At 63.9% G+C, this 18,894-nt stretch carries 17 protein-coding genes; 7 read left to right on the top strand and 10 right to left on the bottom strand.

Going from position 1 to position 18,894, the window contains the following annotated elements:
* Positions 1-28: 28 nt before the first annotated feature.
* From OYT95_RS42970 to OYT95_RS42950, 5 genes are all read right to left on the bottom strand, one after another.
* Positions 29-595 (bottom strand): ferredoxin reductase, encoded by a 567-nt coding sequence (locus OYT95_RS42970; protein ID WP_268792593.1) that lies wholly within the window; start codon positions 593-595, stop codon positions 29-31.
* 82 nt (positions 596-677) lie between these two features.
* On the bottom strand, positions 678-1,478 hold the full coding sequence (locus OYT95_RS42965; protein WP_268792592.1) for a DUF427 domain-containing protein: 801 nt from the start codon (positions 1,476-1,478) through the stop codon (positions 678-680).
* Positions 1,479-1,740: 262 nt separating this feature from the next.
* Positions 1,741-2,289, bottom strand: coding sequence for a styrene-oxide isomerase StyC (styC, locus tag OYT95_RS42960; protein ID WP_268793250.1), 549 nt, complete (start codon positions 2,287-2,289; stop codon positions 1,741-1,743).
* Between the two features lie 158 nt (positions 2,290-2,447).
* Complete coding sequence (locus OYT95_RS42955) at positions 2,448-3,458, bottom strand: helix-turn-helix domain-containing protein (RefSeq protein ID WP_268792591.1); 1,011 nt, start codon at positions 3,456-3,458, stop codon at positions 2,448-2,450.
* Between the two features lie 297 nt (positions 3,459-3,755).
* Positions 3,756-4,721, bottom strand: a complete 966-nt coding sequence (locus OYT95_RS42950) for an AraC family transcriptional regulator (protein ID WP_268792590.1) — start codon at positions 4,719-4,721, stop codon at positions 3,756-3,758.
* A gap of 544 nt (positions 4,722-5,265) precedes the next feature.
* Between OYT95_RS42950 and styA the strand changes: the two genes are divergently transcribed.
* The 6 genes from styA (at position 5,266) to OYT95_RS42920 (ending at position 11,016) form a co-directional block, all read left to right on the top strand.
* The gene (gene styA / locus OYT95_RS42945; RefSeq protein ID WP_268792589.1) at positions 5,266-6,549 is read left to right on the top strand and encodes a styrene monooxygenase subunit StyA; all 1,284 of its coding nucleotides are present in this window, start codon (positions 5,266-5,268) and stop codon (positions 6,547-6,549) included.
* Positions 6,546-7,082 (top strand): styrene monooxygenase NADH-dependent flavin reductase subunit StyB, encoded by a 537-nt coding sequence (gene styB / locus OYT95_RS42940; RefSeq protein WP_268792588.1) that lies wholly within the window; start codon positions 6,546-6,548, stop codon positions 7,080-7,082. The genes styA and styB overlap by 4 nt, the downstream gene beginning before the upstream one ends.
* Positions 7,083-7,117: 35 nt before the next feature.
* Entirely contained in the window at positions 7,118-7,624 is a 507-nt protein-coding gene (gene styC, locus OYT95_RS42935) for a styrene-oxide isomerase StyC (RefSeq protein ID WP_005562988.1), read from the top strand.
* 75 nt (positions 7,625-7,699) lie between these two features.
* Entirely contained in the window at positions 7,700-9,190 is a 1,491-nt protein-coding gene (gene styD, locus OYT95_RS42930; RefSeq protein ID WP_268792587.1) for a phenylacetaldehyde dehydrogenase StyD, read from the top strand.
* Positions 9,191-9,277: 87 nt separating this feature from the next.
* Complete coding sequence (locus OYT95_RS42925; RefSeq protein WP_268792586.1) at positions 9,278-10,222, top strand: ABC transporter ATP-binding protein; 945 nt, start codon at positions 9,278-9,280, stop codon at positions 10,220-10,222.
* Positions 10,219-11,016: an ABC transporter permease gene (locus OYT95_RS42920; RefSeq protein WP_109335622.1), complete on the top strand. Its 798-nt coding sequence runs from the start codon at positions 10,219-10,221 to the stop codon at positions 11,014-11,016. Before OYT95_RS42925 ends, OYT95_RS42920 begins: the two co-directional genes overlap by 4 nt.
* Before the next feature lie 493 nt (positions 11,017-11,509).
* Here the strand turns inward: OYT95_RS42920 and OYT95_RS42915 are convergent, their stop codons facing one another.
* The 4 genes from OYT95_RS42915 to OYT95_RS42900 form a co-directional block, all read right to left on the bottom strand.
* The gene (locus OYT95_RS42915; protein ID WP_268792585.1) at positions 11,510-12,652 is read right to left on the bottom strand and encodes an alpha/beta hydrolase; all 1,143 of its coding nucleotides are present in this window, start codon (positions 12,650-12,652) and stop codon (positions 11,510-11,512) included.
* The gene (locus OYT95_RS42910; protein ID WP_268792584.1) at positions 12,653-13,882 is read right to left on the bottom strand and encodes a homogentisate 1,2-dioxygenase; all 1,230 of its coding nucleotides are present in this window, start codon (positions 13,880-13,882) and stop codon (positions 12,653-12,655) included.
* 537 nt (positions 13,883-14,419) lie between these two features.
* A complete protein-coding gene (locus OYT95_RS42905; RefSeq protein ID WP_268792583.1) occupies positions 14,420-15,511 on the bottom strand; it encodes a flavin reductase in 1,092 nt (363 codons plus the stop codon).
* Entirely contained in the window at positions 15,508-16,551 is a 1,044-nt protein-coding gene (locus tag OYT95_RS42900) for an LLM class flavin-dependent oxidoreductase (RefSeq protein ID WP_268792582.1), read from the bottom strand. Before OYT95_RS42900 ends, OYT95_RS42905 begins: the two co-directional genes overlap by 4 nt.
* Positions 16,552-16,960: 409 nt before the next feature.
* On the opposite strand from OYT95_RS42900, the gene OYT95_RS42895 reads away from it, so the two are divergent.
* Positions 16,961-18,166: an acyl-CoA dehydrogenase family protein gene (locus OYT95_RS42895; protein WP_268792581.1), complete on the top strand. Its 1,206-nt coding sequence runs from the start codon at positions 16,961-16,963 to the stop codon at positions 18,164-18,166.
* 140 nt (positions 18,167-18,306) lie between these two features.
* Here OYT95_RS42895 and OYT95_RS42890 read toward each other — a convergent pair whose 3' ends face one another.
* Positions 18,307-18,873: an IclR family transcriptional regulator gene (locus OYT95_RS42890; RefSeq protein WP_442972605.1), complete on the bottom strand. Its 567-nt coding sequence runs from the start codon at positions 18,871-18,873 to the stop codon at positions 18,307-18,309.
* Positions 18,874-18,894 lie beyond the last annotated feature (21 nt).

The raw sequence follows: 18,894 nt of genomic DNA, 5'->3' as shown, positions 1-18,894 counted from the left end.
CCTTCTAATCGTATGCTGGGCAATCGGATCAAAGTCCGAGGGTGATTGACGTCCCGCAGGCGCGGGAGCAGCAGGTCATCATCAACTTGCTCTCGGCCCGTTCGGTTTTTGGATGGTGAGACCGGAGTCGCAGAGCTCGACATTGAGGTTGTCCGGATCGAGCTTCGCCAAAAGTCGATGTGAAATGCTCGACGTGCAGCGAATCGTCCGGCCAGTGACCGGCGGCTGCCCCCAGCGTGGAGAGCAGACGCTCAGGGCCGCACGAGTAGATCTGGGTGCCGTCGGCCGGGTTCTTCAGCAGTGCCTCGATGTCGAGCCGGGTGCCCGCGGCACTCGAGTGCACATGCAGCCGGTCGCCGTGATCGGTGGTCAGCCGCTCGAGTAGTGCCATCGTGGCCACATCGCGCCCGCAGTAATGGATCTCGTAGTCCTTTCCGTTCGCGCGGACGTGGTCGGCCATCGCGATGATCGGGGTGATACCGATGCCGCCGGCGACGAAGATGTACCGGCCGGCGGCCGGATCGACCTTGAAATGGTCACGGGCCCACGCATCTTCAGGCCATCGCCGACTGCGAGTTTGCGGTGCAGATTGCACACTTGCCGAGGAAGTTCGACGATGGGTACACAATCAACACTGCCACTTCTGCCTCGCAGCGACACCGGTCAAGGTACGAAATTCAAGGAGAGGTCGTACAGCCCCCCTCCACTGAGACGCCGTCGACGACGATCCTGGCCCGGTCGGGGTAGAACGACACATGGTCGCCGATACCCGAAGCCTCCGCCGTCGTGAACGGGTAGTACCAGGCGGCGTCCTCGACGGAGTCCTTATCCTTCGACCCGGTGAATGACAGATACGACGCCGTGCCCTTGTACGGGCAGGATGTCTTGGTGTCGGAGCCGGTGAAGAACTCGGAGCGGACGTCGATACGCGGGATGTAGTAACGGACCGGCAGCGAGGTCTCGAATAGCAGCCGCGGACGGGTGGTGTCGGCGACGAGGGTGTCGCCGATGAAGACCTCCACGTGCCGGGAGGACGGCAGGACGTCGACGCGGACGTAGGGGTCGCGCGCGTGCACGAACACCTGCTGGTCCTCCTCGTACCAAGTGTCCATCTTGTGCCAGTAGAACGCGACATACGGGCTGAGATCGAGGGAGTCCTCCAACTGGACGTCGTAGCCCCACACGGACTGCGCCGCGCGACGGTCGCCGACGACGAGATCCCAGTACCTGGCCTTGCCTTTCCACGGGCACAGCGTGGTGGCGTCGATGGGCTCGAGGAAGTCGGTGCGCACGTCGTCGCGGGGGATGTAGTAGATCGGCAGGTGCCCCTTCTCGAACAGGTACACAGCGCGGGTGGTGTCGGCGACAGCCTGACCTGCGAAGAACACCCGGATCCGTTTGTGGTTGCGTTCGAGCGAGATGTGGCCGTTCGCGCCGGACTGCTGGGCGTCGGCTGCGTGGGTCAGAGCTGTGGACATCAACTTCTCCAAAGTTCGTGGGTCGGTGAGGTCATCGTGTTGATCAACCAGAAAGGTGGCGGGCAGAGGGATGTCGTGAAGTAGCTTCGGTCGGATCACCTCGTCGAAGAACACCGGCATACAGCGCCGTCAACAAGGTGCCGCCACTGCCCGCCGACGAACCGACTGTCGTCATGGGGTCAGGCGGCGTCGACCTCACCGCCATCGCCACCGGTGCGCCGAGCGGCGCTGGGTCGGACGGGTCGGAGTCCACGTCACACCATCAGCGTCCGGCGAATGCACCGGGGTTTCCTCGGCCTTCAGGTCGCCCGCTCAGCCGTGTCGCGGGTGGATCCGATATCGGCCCCTCGGTCGTGGTCGAATTCGCGTTCTTGATCGCGTTCCAGCCGATGATCGGCAGCGCGATCGCGGCCAGCACTCCGAAGAAGTACGCGGGGCCGAGGCCGAGGACGCCGAAGATGTTGGTCTTGCCGTGGCGATTGGATCCGAAACTCAGGGCGCGGCTCTTCGTGAGGTTCCCGAAGAAGTAGAAGAGCACGTTAGACCAGCCATCGAGGATGACGATCCATCCCAGCCGATTGGCCAGCTTCTCTTTCATGCCGGTGAACGGCATGACCCAGGCGACCGCAATTACCATCACCCCGTTGAGAACCGGGCCGGTATGAGCACGGGCCCAACCCTCTTCGGTCCCGGGAATGTCGAATCGGACGATACGGCCGGGCCGCACTTCCCATCCCCCGAGCAGCTTGATCCATAACAGCACGCCGGAGATGAGGGTTGAGAAGATCATCAGGACCCCGTGGCCGGCCATTGTTCTTTGCAGTTGTTGTATTTGCATTTCTCCTCCACCGGGCGTGTGACGGGTACACGGTCTGTCTCGCCGAAGAATTGCGCGCCGACGAACCGGCCTGTGAATCGCCGCCTCGGCGCCACGTCGAGGTCGACACCTGTCAGTATGCGCTCGCACCGTCAGTCTGCGTCCGAGTAGTTCTGCGCAGGCGTACCAGCGGCATCGATTACGGGGCGTTCCGCCTGCGATCGGAACTCCCGCGGTGACATCCCGTACGTAGTTTTGAATAGCTTCGAAAAGTACGACGAATCGAGAAGTCCCCACTGCGCGGCGATCGTCGCGATCGGTGTCGTACTGAGCCGTGGGTCGACGAGATCACGGCGACAGTTCTCGAGACGTCGCCTGCGGATCCACTCCGTTACGGTGGTCCCTTCACCCTCGAACATCTTCTGCAGATAGCGCGGCGAGATGTTGTGGGCGCGGGCGATGAGGTGTGAACTGAGCTCCGGGTCGTAAAGCCGGGCATCGACGAAGGCCTTGATCTGCAAAATCAGAGCAGCCCGGTGTGTCTCGGGCGGCACATTCGATTCGCAGCCGAGTTGCTCGGACAGCGCCGCCGCGAGCAGATTGAGCACCCCATTGGACAGGTGTTGGTTTGCCGTCAGCTCTTCGACGCCCCGCAACTGTTCGGCCATCCCGACGAGGAACTTCGAGACCAGGCCGCCGATCCCCCGGCGGCCGGAGACCCTCCTGGCCGTCATCTCGTCGAGGGCGTCCGGCCGCAGATGGATCAACTCGTGGGGGAACATCACCACCAACTGCGCGAAGTCCCTCTCGAAGCAGACCTGGTACGGCCGTCTGGTGTCGTAGATGCTGAAATCCCCCGGGGTCAGGGCGGCCTCCCGATCGTCCTGGGTCAAGACACAGTAGCCGCGGATCTGCATCCCCAACTTCAGGTAGCCCGGGTCCGAGCGCCGGATCGCATCCGGTGTCCGGCACACCTCCACAGCCCCTCCGCTGACCTCGGAAACCTGCAGCGAACCGACCGCCTCGGTCAGAAGTTCACCATGGAACGGGCCGGCGGTGTGGAACTTCGCGTCCAGTGGCACGAACGCGTTGGAGACCGTCTCACGCCAGGCATCGAACTGTTCGTGGGCGGGCAGATCGTTGCACGAAAAGAGGGCACTCACAGGCTGGTCCTTATTCCACAGGAAGCCGTGCGGCGGGTGGGGGCGCCGCGCTCGGCTGGACGTCGATTGTCATCAGGCAGGAGGCTCAGGCGACTGCGCACCGTCCGGCGGGGCGAACAGTGCCAAAAGCAGCAAGGTTCAGCCGTTCAACAGCAGCACCTTCGGGATGGGGCTGCGTCCCAATGGGTCTGGCCCCCGCTGGCAACGATAGATGCATCACACGGTGGCGACGGTCCATATGGCGCAGGGATTGTCCAGATAGCGCAGGAACTTTCGGGGCGTAGGGATTTTCGTCAACTACGTCGTGGCCAGGGTTTGCGACGGCGACTGCCCGTACCGCCTGCGGTAGTCGGCGGCGAATCGACCGAGGTGCCGAAAACCCCAGCGGTAGGCCACATCGGCGACCGCATCGTGACGCGCATCCGCCTGAATCAGGTCCTGATGGGCGCGCTCGAGCCGGAGGTCCCGGAGATAGGTCACCGGCGAGATACCGACGTACCGCGCAAATCCGTCCTGCAGGGTGCGCACGCTGACGCCGACCAATTCCGCCAGCCCGCGGACGGTCCATGCCTCCTCGGGATGGGCGTGCATCGCATCGATGGCGAGCTTGATGGTGCGAGGCCGGGCCGCCGGTGCCGGCGAGACCAGCAGGTCGCGGTGCTCGTGCTTCGCCGCCAGCAGCAGACCGGTGGTCAACGCGTTTACCAGCTGGCCGGACATCAGCGGGTTGTAAAGCAGGCTGTGGTCCTCGTCCAGGTCAGCGGTAAGGGTCCGGACCAACGCCAACCAGCTGGCACCCTCTCGGCTGGACAGGTCGAGTACCGGGTCGAACGTCACCGGCGTACGGGCGGGACGGCCGAGGAGGGCGCGCAGCTCGGCTTCGAGGTAGTCGCGGTCGAACTTGATGCCGTATTGGACGCCGTCCGCGCTCCACCGCGTGATCCGGGTCGGCTGGTGCGGCAGGTAGATGCATGCGCGCTCGGGAGTGAAGATGTTGGTCTGTCGGCCGGTCTGCGTCTCGACGCTGCCCGACAGCGGAATACTCACGTGGTAGGCGTTTTCGAGCTCACCGAAGTCCAGGCTGACTTCCGCTCCGTACGACAGTCGCCCAAGGGTCAGTGGACCGAGCCGGACCGTGCGCAGCGACATGGTGAGGTCGGGGTCCGTGGTGAGCTGGTCCAGTCGGTGCGGGTAGTACGTCTGACCGAGGGCTGCCTGGGCTTCGTCGAGGCGGCAGGTCTCGAACGCCGATACCCGGCGCATCGATTCAGGCTCGGGTTCGCCCGTTGTGTCACCCGCTGCGCGCGATGGGTCATGCATCTTCCCGCCTCCATGCCCCACGCTACCCGTGCACCCTGCGGCGTCGATCGCCGCAACCAGGGGCTGAGAACAGCGCCGACCATGCCGACTCTCCTCGATCAACTCGGAGGACGAGCTCGGCAGTGACTCCCCGCGAAAGCAAGTGCACCGAGCATCGCCCGCACATCCCGCCTTCGATACCAAAGACCCTGTGGGCACCCAGCTTGAGGGGCAGAACGTTGCAAATCCATAACGACGAGGTAGCCGCGGCTCGCGCCCGTTACTCCGCCACAATCAGACAAGTTTGCTGTGCGGGTTTGTCCAACTATCCGTGCGCCCGAGTCAATGAATGGCCGATCAGACCTGCGCATACTCGGTGATGCTGGTCACAGACCACGAACATCGGGTGAAAGACCGCTTGATGCGCCGAAGGCGTTCGGGCCGGTCACCGAACCCCTCGTCCATACCCACCGTCGCGTTCCTCCGCGACTGCATGAGGAGACCATCCATGAGCAAGCGAATCGCCATCGTCGGAGCCGGAACCGCTGGCCTGCACCTCGGTCTGTACCTGAACGAGAAGGGGATCGATGCAACGATTTTCACGGATCGGAGGCCCGAGGAGTACGCGAATGTGCGGCTGCTCAACACGGTGGCGCATCACTCGGTGACCGTTGCGCACGAGGATGACCTCGGCGTCAATCACTGGCCGAACGACGGCTACTTCGGTCACTACTACTACATCGGCGTCCCCTCGATGCCGATCGAGTTCTACGGAGATTACGCCAAGCCCAGTCGAGCGGTGGACTACCGGATCTACCTGCCGCAGTTGATGCAGGACTTCGAAGAACGCGGCGGCAAGATCGAGTACCGGCCGGTCGGCGTCGAGGACCTCACCGACCTCTCGGACGAATACGACCTCGTCGTCGTGGGCACCGGCAAGGGTGGACTCGGCCAACTCTTCGCGCGAGACGAGCAGACTTCCCCGTTCAGCGAGCCGCAGCGTCAGCTGTGTGTGGGCCTGTTCAAGGGCATCGCCGAACCGGAAACCCGCGCCGTCACCTTCTACATCGCGCCTGGTGCCGGAGAGATGATCGAAATCCCCACGGTGACCTTCTGCGGTCACTCGACAGCGTTGGTGATGGAGAATCACCCCGGTGGCGATCTGGAGATCCTCGCCAAGACCCATTATGACGATGACCCGCGCGCCTTCCTCGATCTCCTGCTCGAAAAGCTCCGCACTCACTACCCGACCCTCGTGGAGCGGATCGACGTGGAGGAGTTCGATCTGGCCAACGGTCCATTGGACATCCTCCAGGGCGGGGTGACGCCGACGGTGCGCCACGGCCACATCAGGCTCGCCAACGGCAAACTCGCCGTCCTGCTCGGCGACGCCCACGCGACGGTCGACCCGATGCTGGGCCAGGGCGGCAACATGGCCTCGTACGCTGCGCATGTTCTGGGCGAGGAGATTGCCGGCCAAGAGGTGTTCGACGAACTGTTCTGTGAGCGTGTCGACGCGCGCCGCGCGAACCGTGTCCTCGGCGCCACTAGGTGGACCAACTACATGCTGACCAACCTGAGGACTCTTCCCAATGAACTGGTGGAACTCCTCGGCGCGGTCAGCCTGGATCGGAAGTTGGCCGACAAGTTCACCGACAACTTCAACTACCCCGAGGCCCAGTGGGATGTCTTCTCGAGCCCGGAGAACATGAAGGCCTGGGTCGAGCAGAACAGCACCGGCGCCGCAGAGGAGTCCGAGCGTCCTTTCGCGGAGGCGGGAGCGCAGTCATGACCCGCACCGCGCAAGCGCATCCCGAGGCGGCGCCCACCGCGCCTGCGCCCGTCGACACGGTCGCCGACTCGATTAAGTTCCGCACGTCGGTGGCCCTGTTCGCCACCGGGATCGCGGTGGTGACGATGGATGACGGAGCCGGCGGAGTCCATGGTGCCACCATCAACAGTTTCACCTCGATCAGTCTCGATCCCCCGACCGTGATGATCTCACTCAAACCCGGGTACGCCCACGAGCTGATCTCCAAGAGCGGTTGGTACGGCGTCTCCGTCCTCAGCGAGAGCCAGCAGCAACATTCGCGCTACTTCTGCGGCCGCCGGGATGCGGATTGGATTCCGGAATTTGTTGCGGGCGACTATGTTTCCACGCTGCTCGGAAGCCTGGCGCGGTTCGAATGCAAGGTCTTCGACACAATCGACGTGCACGACCACACCCTCTTCCTGGCCCGCGTCACGCGCTGTGAATCCGAGGACGGCTCCCCGCTGATGTTCTTCGCGAGCACCTACCACCAACCTGTTCTGGGCGATCGCTGACGCGATATCCCACCCTCGAGATACACGGAGAAATCATGAAAACCCTCGAACGGAAGATGTACGGCCACGGTGTGCTGATGATCTTCAGCACCCTGGTGTTCGGCCTGTTCCTGTGGATGAATCTCGTCGGCGGATTCGAGATCGTCCCGGGATACATCATCCACTTCAATATCCCGGGCTCGCCGGAAGGGTGGGCGAAGGCGCACATGGGGCCGGCCCTCAACGGCATGATGGTCATCGCGGTCGCCGTGGTCCTACCCAGGCTCGCCTTCCCGCTCAAGACCGCGAAACGGCTCGGCTACATCGTCGTTCTCGACGGATGGTCGAACGTCTGCTTCTACTTCTTCGGCAACTTCGCTCCCAGCCGCGGACTGAGCTTCGGCTCCAACCGGCTCGGCGAGACAAACATCTTCGGCATCATTGCCCTCGCCCCGGCGTACATCTTCGGTGTCCTCGCCCTCGGCGCCCTGGCCATCATCGGCTGGAAGGCACTGCGGCAGAACGCCGCCGAGGACCGCGCACTCGAATCTGCGAATGCCTGAGACCACATTCGGGGCCGAGCCCGACGGCTCGGCTCCCTCTTCACCGCCTCACCACCTATGCAGAAAGACCTAGCGATGACCACAGTAGATGCCCTCCCCGGTCTGGCCACCGCGCTGCCGGCCGGCACACCGACCGAACTGTTCGTCAACGGCCGCTGGCAGCCGGCGTCCGACGGCAGCACCTTCACCAACCTCAACCCTGCCACTGAACAGATCCTTACCGAGGTGTCCGCCGGAACACCGCAAGACATCGACGGGGCCGTACGCGCCGCCCGCGCCCAATTGGTCGGTGACTGGGGGTCCCTGCCCGGCGCCGCGCGTGGGCAGATTCTCAACAAGATCGCCGACCTGATCGAACGGGACATCGAGATACTTGCGACGCTCGAGGCGCTCGATGTAGGAAAGCCGGTCGGTCAGCCGACGATGCTCGACGTCCCCAACGCGGCGGCGACCTTCCGCCACTTCGCCGGCTGGGCCGACAAGGTCACCGGCAGTGTGATACCGACGGCCGGCTACTTCGGCAAGCCCACCCACTCGTATACGGTCCGTGAACCGGTCGGGGTGATCGGCGCGATCATCCCGTGGAACACCCCACTGATGATCGCGGCGTGGAAGCTTGCCCCCGCGTTGGCGTGCGGAAACACCGTGGTCGTCAAGCCGCCGGAAGAAGCCCCGCTGTCGATCCTGCACCTCGGCAAGCTCCTCGAGGAGGCCGGCCTGCCCCCCGGCACCGTCAACATCGTGCCCGGCAACGGACCGGTGACCGGCAACGCCCTCGTCGAGCACCCGGACGTGGACAAGATCAGCTTCACCGGCAGCCCCTTCGTGGGCCGGTTGATCCAACAGAAGGCCGCGGACACCTTCAAGCGCGTCACCCTCGAGCTGGGCGGCAAGTCACCCCAGATCATCCTCGACGACGCCGACGTCGAAGCCGCGGTGCAAGGCACCGCGATGGGTCTGTTCTTCAACCAGGGTGAGGTCTGCGCCGCAGGAACCCGGGTCCTCGTTCAGCGGTCCCTGTACAGCGACGTGGTCGACGCGCTCAGCGCCGCCGCCGACGCCCAGGTCCTCGGCGACCCGTTCGACCCGTCCACCACGCTCGGCGCGCTGGTCAGTGCCAAGCAGCGGGACACAGTCCTGAGTTACATCGAGCAGGGCAAGAAGGAAGGCGCGAAGGTCGCGGCCGGCGGAACCCGCCCGGATCACCCCGGTTACTTCGTGCGGCCCACCATCTTCGCGAACGCAAACAACAACATGACCATCGCCCGCGAAGAGATCTTCGGCCCGGTCGGCACCGTCATCCCGTTCGACGAACCCGAGGAAGCGATCCGGCTGGCGAATGACACCAAATACGGTCTCGCCGCCAGCATCTGGACCCGGGACGTCTCCCGCGCCCACACCCTGTCCCGGACAGTGCGCGCCGGCGCCGTCTGGGTCAACGGCTGGGCCGCAATCGACCCCGCCCTGCCCTGGGGCGGCATGAAGACCAGCGGCATCGGCCGGGAACTCGGCTACGCCGGAATCCTCGCCAACACCGAGGAAAAGGTCATCACAATCGTCCTCTGACCCGAATTGCGCCGGGTGACCTCACGATCCCCCGGGCCACCCGGCGCGGCCCCATTCTCGATCCATTCTCATCACCCCGGAGAAGCCATGACCACTCGGCGGACACTCACAGACCAGCCCTGCCTGCAGCTGAAAGGACTGGTCAAACGATTCGGTGACATCACCGCAGTAGATGGCCTCGACCTCCAACTCGGACAGGCTCAAGTGCTGGCCCTACTCGGCCCCAATGGCGCCGGGAAAACCACCACCATCGAAATGTGCGAGGGCTTCCTCGAACCGGACGGGGGCGAAATCTCGATCCTCGGGCTCGACCCCACCATGGACGGTGAGCGGCTCCGCGCCCGCATCGGTGTCATGCTCCAGGGCGGTGGCGGCTACCCCGGCGCCCGCGCCGGCGAGATGCTGCGGGTCGTGGCTGCCTGCGCTGCCGACCCGATCGACCCCGACTGGCTGATCCGTACTCTCGGACTTCCCGACGTGGTCCGCACCCCCTACAAACGTCTCTCCGGTGGCCAGCAGCAGCGCCTGTCGCTGGCCTGTGCGATCGTCGGTCGACCCGAACTGGTCTTCCTCGACGAACCGACCGCCGGGCTCGATCCGCGGGCGAGGCACGTGGTGTGGGAACTGATTCACAGCCTGCGCCGAGACGGGGTAAGCGTGGTGCTCACCACGCACCTGATGGCCGAGGCCGAAGCCCTCGCCGACGAGGTCGTCATTCTCGATCGAGGTCGTGTCGTGGCCGCCGGGGCCCCGAAAGATCTGGTGCGGTGCGGCGCCGAACACCAGTTGCGTTTCACCGCGGTGCCCGGCCTGGACCTCGGATCACTGCAGGAGGTGCTCGGTACTCACCGGGTCGCCGAAACGGCTCCCGGGGCGTACCTGGTGGAAGGACTTCTCAGCCCCCAGCTGATCGTGACCGTCACCGGTTGGTGCGCTCGCATGAACGTCCTCATGACCGAATTCCAGGTCGAGCAGAGAAGCCTGGAAGAATACTTCCTTGATCTCACCGGACGAGAGCTGAGCTACCGATGACCAACATGACGTTTCCCGGTACCCATCCGCAGTTCTCGCCCGGCACGTTCACCCCGGCGCCGCGGACCAACACCGTCCCCGCAGTGCTGACGGCATTGACTCGGCTCGAGACCACTCTGCTGCTGCGCAACGGTGAGCAACTGCTACTGACCATGCTGCTCCCGATCACCTTCCTCGTGGGACTGACGATGTTGCCAATCGGCGATTTTCTGACGCCGCGGGTCGATACCGTCCTCCCGGTCATCCTCGCGGTCGCGATCATGTCCACCGGTTTCACCGGCCAGGCGATCGCGGTGGGCTTCGATCGCCGCTATGGCGCGCTCAAGCGGCTCGGCGCCAACGCGATCCCCAAGTGGGCGATGCTCACCGGCAAGAGCGCCGCAGTGGTGATCGTCGTGTCGGTGCAGTCGATCATCCTCGGCACGATCGGAGCCGCCCTCGGATGGCGGCCGAGCGTCAACGAGACACTTACGCTCGCTGCAGTGATCGCGTTGGGGACAGCAACATTCGCAGCTCTCGGACTTTTGCTCGGCGGAAGTCTGCCCGCCGAAATCGTACTTGCGCTGGCCAACGTCCTCTGGTTCGTTCAGCTGGGATTCTGCGGGATCTCGACCGTGTCGAAGGGTCAGCCCAGCGCCCTGCAGACGGTTGTCGACCTGACCCCCTCCGGAGCCCTCGCCAGCGCACTCCGGTTCGCCAACGAGGGCACGATGCACCTCGCGAATTTTACCGTGCTGACGGCCTGGGCAGTGGCCGCGATCTGGCTTGCCAGAAAGACCTTCAAGTTCTCCTGACCGCCCCACCGAAATGTCAGACTGCCCGCTCTACAGCGCCTCGATGCCCGCGCCTTTTGTGCGAACCCGAGGGGCGGGGGCGATTACCCTTCGGGCCCTGCCGTTCCGGGCTACTCCCATCCGTCGTGGAGATATACGGGCGCGCAGGATTTGGCCTACCCGAAATCGAATGCTCTTCCGCAGCTGACACATTCGGAGGAACTCACGGAATATGGGCCCAGAACCAAGTCTGGCTCGTCGTTGACAGGCCCGCCGCCGTCACCCGGGTCCGGCCGATTCGGGTCCCCGATCTTGATCACCTCCGCGCCGAAGTCGGCGAGGAGACGACCCGCGGGCCGGCGATCAACGCGCCGGCCTCGAGCACGCATACCCCTGACAGGGCCCGCACCGTGTGCGGGCTGGGCCACGGGCGTCGACGTGCCTGGGTCATGACTTCCTCGATGCCTGTGGTGGCGAGTGACCCGGTCCGCGATGCGCACTGATCCAGAAGGTGCTACCTGAGGTCGTGCTCATCCAGCCAGGCCACGACCTTGTCGCAGAAAGCCGTAACCATCCCAGGATTGCCGGTGAAGTAGTGGTCGGCGCCGGCTATGGGGTACAGCTCCCGCTCGGCATGTCCCACGCCCTCGTACAAGGCACGGGCATGGCTCTCGAAGGCTGTGTTGTCCGCGGTGCCGTAGGCCACCAGGACAGGAACCGAGACGCGGGACAGGTGCTCCGGGCCGTTGGCGTTGCTGTCGTCGATGCTCCACTGGCTGAGCCAGGACCTCAGACTTGTCAGGTGTCCGAGCGTGGCCGGAATGAAGTTGGCGGAATATGTCTCGCCCCAGAGAGTCCCGGGCGGTCGGTCTGAAGGCTCCAGGGTGAGGTCCACGAACCTGGGGTCGGCGGCGGTCCCATGGACAACGAAAGGCAGGTCGTTGACCGCGCCGCCGGTACGGCTGCTGGCGGTCTCGAGCTGAGCACGCACCCAGCGTGTGATCCGGCGGTTTCTCTCGACCTGGGCGGCGCGGTACCGCGTCATGAACTCCTCGGAGTACGGCGGGCCGTTCCTGATGTCGAACATGTCGAGGCTCGCGTCCCGCTCGAACGGGCGCGTCTCGTCCTTGATCGCCGGGTCCAGCCACTGCGTGTACACAATTGCCCGCCCGGGGTGGGCCATGGCGCAGATGATGCCGTCGACGGGTGGTAGATCCGCGGCGGTGAGGTCGGGCGGGTCACCCGCCGGGGTGGAGGTGATCGTGGGATTTTCGGCCTGACTCTGGTAGAGCGACACGAGTCCGCCACCGCCGGAGTTGCCCATCAGGATGATCCGCTCGAACCCTGCTTCACGCAGGTATTTGACACCCGCCCCCAGGTCGAGCACGCAGTTCTCGACGATGAGAGCGCTGTCGTTCGCGAGGTAGCGCGTGTTCATCCCGACAGCTGTCACCCCGCGCTCGGCCAGCGGTGCGAGTGCGTAGTGACCAAGGAAGTTCGATGATGGGTGCACGATGATGACTGCGGTCTTGGACTGACCGGTGGGGGGACGATGGCAGCTGGCCCACAGCTTGCCGGACAGGCGGGCGACACCGGAGTAGATGTCCATCCGCCCGCCGGCGGGCATCGGTACGGCGAGCAGTTCTTGCGAGCTCATCTACTGTCCTCCGGTACCGGCGGTCACTGGGTCTGTTGTCGCCGCGGCTGGGACCGGAGACCCGTCGTTGCGGGTCGCGAGCCAGCTCCAGGCGTATTGATCGTCTGCAATATCGAGAGCCGCTGAGCCAAGCTCGAGAGGGCGAAACGTGTCGACCATGATGGCCAGCTCGTCGGTCGAGTCCTTGCCGAGGGATGCCTCGACCGCGCCGGGTTGGGGTCCGTGGACGAATCCAGAGGGGTGCAGCGAGATCGAGCCCTGTCCGATGCCGGATCCCGCGCGACTTGTATAGTCGCCGCCGACGTAAAAGAGGACCTCGTCGCTGTCAACGTTGGAGTGGTTGTACGGAAGCGGGATCGACAGCGGGTGGTAGTCAAGCTTGCGGGGCACGAAACTGCAGATGACAAAGTTGGGGCCCTGGAAAGTCTGATGGACAGGTGGGGGCTGGTGGAGGCGCCCGGTAATGGGCTCGAAGTCAGCAACATTGAACGCGTAGGGGTACAAGCACCCGTCCCAGCCCACAACGTCGAAAGGGTGCGACTGGTAGGTGAGCTTTGTCAGTCCGTTGCGGTTCTTGACGAGCACGTCGACGTCCCGGCCCTCCACGAGGAGCACCTCCCTCGGGCTGCGCAGGTCACGTTCGCAGAACGGCGCCTGCTCTGTGAATTGGCCTCGCTGCGTGAGGTAGCGGTCTGCCGGACCGACGTGACCGGTTGCCTCGATGACGAGCGCCCGCAAAGGTTCGTCCTCACGTAGGACCCATCGGTGCGTCGTCGAGGTGGGGATGACGACGTAGTCGCCGCGGCCGACATCGAGGGAGCCGAACGTTGTCTCAACAGACGCGGAGCCTTCCTCGATGTAGAAGACCTCGTCGCCGACAGCGTTTCGATACAAGGGGCTGGAGTGATTAGCCGCCACGACCGACAGTCGGACATCGGCGTTGGCCATAAGCAGGTGGCGGCTCGAGACCGGGTCACCGCCGACCTCGAGGTCATGCGTCCTCAGATGGCGCGGCGTCAGCGGGTGGTTGGGCACGGTCCTCTCGGGCGGGCAGTCCACGGCGACCGCAGCGGTGATGGCCGTTGGTAACCGGCGGTGATAAAGCAGGGACCAGTCGGAGCCGAAGCCCTCGACCCCCATCCCCTCCTCGGTGTAGAGGGTTCCGTGGGTTGACCTCATCTGGGTATGACGCTTGCGTGGGATCTCCCCCACGGAGCGGTAATACGGCATGAATCGACTCCTTAGTGCGGCGTGGGCTAAATGGTTTGCCGGTTGCTGCTGAGGCCGAAGGTGTTCCTCGGCCCGCCGAAATGGCTTCTACGGAAATCGGCGGGAGGCGAACCAGAGGCTGCGGCACGGCGCAGAGTTGGCCTACTGGGTCGCGTGGTTCGCCTCGGCAAATCCGCCGTCAGCGATCGGTGTCGCATTCGATAACTCTTCTTGTGCACTCCCGACCATGGCTATCCATCTTGCATTAGCTTGTGCAACAGCGATACCCGTGATGATTCGTTGAATAGACACCGGTATCCGACGGGGTATAAGCAAACTGGCGACCGCAATTACAGCGTGAAGGATGAGCATTGGCATTTGAAGACTCCTAGGCCTGCGGCGAGGCGCTGGTACTCGGCCCTGCTTCGTTATCCGGGGGATGTGATGGCCTCAGCAGTAGCACCCTGAAGGAGGCGTACCGTCAGAAGACTTCAAGAGCAGGCCACTAGCCCTGTTATCCGGCTTTACTGACAACTGTTTGGGTCCTTGACGGCACCGCTATCGCTGGGACCCAATTCGTTGGGACAAAAGGCCGACGCGCAGCTTCAGCGCCGAGGCCGAGTCCCAATCAGACGGCATTCTGTCGGCATGACCCATGATCGTGAGTGCACACACGACGAATCCTTGCCGGTCGAACACAGGCACGCTGAAGGCGTTGATCCCTCGTTCGTTGATGTTGGGGACCACGTTGCCGATCACGCGGCTCATCCCGTGTTGCCGGACCTCGGCGAGCGTCTGCTCCAGGTTTTCCCGTTCCCGGGCCGCCGTCAATTGACGGTCTCGACGACTCGTGAGCAGCTCCTGCTCGGTGAGTTGGGCGGTCCAGGCGGGCGGCAGGTGTGCCGCGAAGACAAGCCCGGTAGCTGAGCTCAGGAGTGGCAAGACCAATCCCGTGCGCAGATTGATACTGACCGGACAGCTGGACTCCTCCCACCGGATCATGGTTGGTCCGTGGTTGCCCCAGACGGCCAGGCCCACCGTTCGGTCGAGGTCGCGAGCGAGTTCCTCGGCCAGATGTGTGGCTTCTCGCACTACGGCGAGACGTGCCGGGCTGGCCAGGGCCAAGTCGGGGGAGAAGGGCCCGAGGTCATAGGCGTCTGTAACGAGGTACTTCCCGTTGCCGAAGGCCAGAGGCTTGCGGTCGGGGGTGTGCTCGATGCGCTCGACCCTGCCGAGGAAGATCGCATGGTCACCGCCGGGGTAGCTGGCTTCCATTTGACATTCGACATAGGCGGCGCAGTCGTCGATTAGGGGGATGCCCCCGAGCCCCGTTCGTACCGGGATCCCGGCGAACTTGTCTTCGGCCGGCCGAGCGAAGTGCTCGGCAACCTGCTTTTGCCCAGAAGACAAGATGTTGATCGCGAAACGCTCGGCTTGGCTGAAGGCCGGAAAGCTACCTGCCGCCACCCGCTGGCTCCACAGGACCAAGGGCGGGTCAAGCGACACCGAGCTGAAGGAGTTGGCGGTGCATCCATGCCGCTGACCGTCGCGATCAACCGTCGTCACCACCGTCACACCGGTCACAAACGATCCGAGGCACTTGCGCAGGTGCCCCGGGTCGATGACGGGGAGGGCGTTCGTGGTGGTCATCGGATCGGGTCGATTCCGAGAGCCTTGTGCACGCGCGGCATGACTTCATCGGCCAGCATGCGCATCGATCGATTCGCCTGGTCGTAGGGCATCAGCCCGAAGTTGTGCAACGTCGAGACGTGCCGAACACCCATGTCGTAGAGCTCGAGGAGGCGTTCGACCACTGTGTCAACCGATCCGAACAGCCCGAGACGCGAAGCCATGACGTCCTCGTACGTTTGGCTCTTTGCATAGAGCCTGGTCGCGACATACAGGTCGAATGGCTCGGTGGCGACCTGGCGCGCCTGCTCGTCGGTGTCCGCGACGTGGGTGTGCAAGGTGACGATGGCGTCGCCGGTCGCCTCGGTCGACGTCTCGGCCAGCCCGCGGTGGTACTCCTCGATGATGAGTGCGACGTCCTCGAGTTTGTCGACGGAGGCGTAGGGGACACACATCATGTTGTGGCCCTGCCGGCCGACATAGTACGCGGCCTGATGTTGAAGAACCGCAACGTAAAAGGGCGGGGTCGGGCGCTGGGTAGGCAGGGTGTTGAGAGCCACATCCTTCAGGTGGTTGTAGGTCCCGTCGAAGGTGATCCTCTCCCCCGCCATGGCCCGCTGGACGAGTGCGAAGTTCTCGTCGAAACGCTCTCGCTTGGTGGCCGGATCAATGCCGAAGCCTTCGTACTCGTGCTTGAGGTATCCCGAACCCACGCCCATGACCAGTCGGCCGCCCGAGAGCACATCCACGATGGAGTAGTTCTCGGCGATCGTGATGGGGTTGTGGAAGGTGAGAACTGAGATCGCGGTCCCCAGGCGGATGTTGTTGGTCCGCTGCGAGAGTGCCGCCAGCATGATCGCCGGGTTCGGTACCACTCCGTACTCATGGAAATGGTGTTCGGCAACAAAGAAGGTGTCGTAGCCCAGCTCGTCGGCCAACTCGCCTTGCGCCAGCACCTCCCGGTATAGCGCATCGATACTTCGATCACGGCCTGGGTAGTGATCGTTGACCGAGAAGTACGAGTACAGCATTGACTGCTTGGACGAACCGTTGTGATCCATTGGTGACCTTCTCTCATAAGTTTGGCGCCTCGAAATGCGGTCCATCCTGCGAAAGTCGTACAACAGGATGTGCGTTAATCGCCCCAGACATGCTTTTCACCGCACGTTGAATGTCAAACTAGGTGCGCCCCAGTGCCCTGTCAAGGCCCATCAACACCTCGCGGTGAGCCCGACGGCCGGCCAGCTCCGAACAAATCGAGGTGATCCTTGACACACCACTGGCGCCTGACCTACTTTGACTCCACCGAGTGTGCGGTAGTAAGCCTCGTATGAGCGATTATCGCACTTATCTCGAAGGACGGGTCTCTCTCGGGACCGGTTGAGTCAGCGGCACCGGCACCAGCTGGGGCCATAAGAACAGGAGCCCGCTCGGACACGAGCGGCCGTCCCTACATGATTGGTAGGAAGCATGGACACGGTCGAGATATTGGATCTCCGTAAGGAACTCGTCACAAGGGCGCAGGCATTGCGCCCCCTGCTCGAGAAGAATGCGGTCGTCGCCGAGGGTGCGCGCGCTCTGCCGGACGAGACCTTCAATGCGCTGATCGAGGCGGGGATGCTGAAGCTGTGCAAGCCCCGTCGTTACGGCGGCCTGGAGGCCGGGCACCGTACCTACCTCGACGTCGTGGCCGAGCTCGCCAAGGGTTGCGGGGCCGCCTCGTGGTATGGCTTCATCCTCAACATGACCGACTGGATTGTCGGCCAGATGCACCAGGATGCCCAGGACGCCGTGTGGGGAGACTCGCCGAATGCCGTCACCTGTTGCCCGCTGAACCCGATTCCCGGTTGGGAGGCTCGTTGGGGGAAGGACGGAGTGACGCTCAGCGGGGAATGGCCCTACACATCTGGCTGCGGACATGCCGATTGGGTCCTGGCGGGTTTCCCTGTCCTCGATGACGCGGGCAATCCCGTGGACAGCGCCGTGGCCCTCATTTCGATGAAGGACACGACGATCAAGGACACATGGTATGTGGCCGGCATGCAGGGAACCGGTAGTAACACCGTGGTCGTGAAAGACGTGTTCGTGCCCAACACCATGATCATGAAGATGTCCGGCCCACTGAGCAACAACCACCCGACCCCGCACAAGTCGGAGCACATGTTCCTCAGTGATCCCGGGGCCACCTTCTGGACGTGCGTGGCACCGCCGGTGCTTGGCCTTGCGCAGCTCGCACTCGAGCTCACGGTGGAACGTCTGACCACCAAGCCGAAGCCAATTAGCTACTCCTTCTACACGGACTCGAGCAAAGCTCCCTCTACGCAGTTTGCTGTCGCCCAGGCTGCGACGATGATTGACGCCGCAACTCTGCAGGCACGCGCCGCCTGCGACGAGATCGATGCCCAGTCAAGGACCGGCGAACTCATGGCGCGACTGGACCGCGGTCGAAACATCATGCGGGGCGCCAATGTGATTCGACTCTGTCGTGAAGCGACCGATCTGCTGATCGATGCTCAGGGGGCGGGCTCCTTCGCGCAGGTGAACCCGCTGCAGCGCATCTGGCGGGATCTCAACACCGCGGCCCGGCATGGCTTCAACAGTGTCGGGATGAAGCATGAGATGTACGGACGCATTCTGCTTGAGGCCGATGAGCAGCAGATGACACCGTTCGCGTGAGCTAGGGCCCGCAAGATCTGCCCGCTGCACGCTGTTGAATTCCGCAGTGAGCAGACCTCGCCCCTTTCTCGACGCAGTCGTCGCTGCCGGGGTGGCCGTGTTCCGATGCGTATCCGCTCCGGCGACCGCGATCCTCCGCCTTACCGCCGAACTGGTGCTGGCGGGCTGTCGTCCCGGGGCCCGCGGTTGGTCTGCCGGCCCAGTGCATCGCTCAGCGCCTCAGCGGCGGACCGCACCGATGGCAGCCAGTTCTCGCCACCATCGTGCACGTCGTAACCCATTGCACCAACGCATGCGATCGGTCTGGCGGCTGCGTCGAACACGGGAACAGTTACTGCGAGTGCTCCAGACAGAACCTCTCCGCGGGCCATCGCCCAACCTTGGCGGCGAATCGTCGCGAGTTCGTCAGTCAGTTCGGCTTGCATCTTCTCTCGTGGTACCACCCGCTCGACCTCCTCGGGATCCAGATACGCCAGGATCGCCCGTGCCGCGCCGCTCCACAGTGGGATGGCACGGCCGACCGGGAGGACAAGCGCCGCACCGACGGACGGAACCTCGCTATGGGCACAGACGACATCATGATCGCGTCGGAGCAACAGCATTCCAGTCCGCCCCGTGGCTTCGGCGATTCCTCGCAGATGGGGCGGAGCAAGGCGCGGCAATGCAGTGCGCTCCGCCGCGATCGAGCCAAGTACGGCTAGTCCCATGCCCAGGTCGTAGGCCTTCGT

The organism is Rhodococcus sp. JS3073, from assembly GCF_026810085.1.
Lineage (GTDB): Bacteria > Actinomycetota > Actinomycetes > Mycobacteriales > Mycobacteriaceae > Rhodococcus_F > Rhodococcus_F wratislaviensis.
This window is presented reverse-complemented; position numbering and strand designations above follow the sequence as displayed.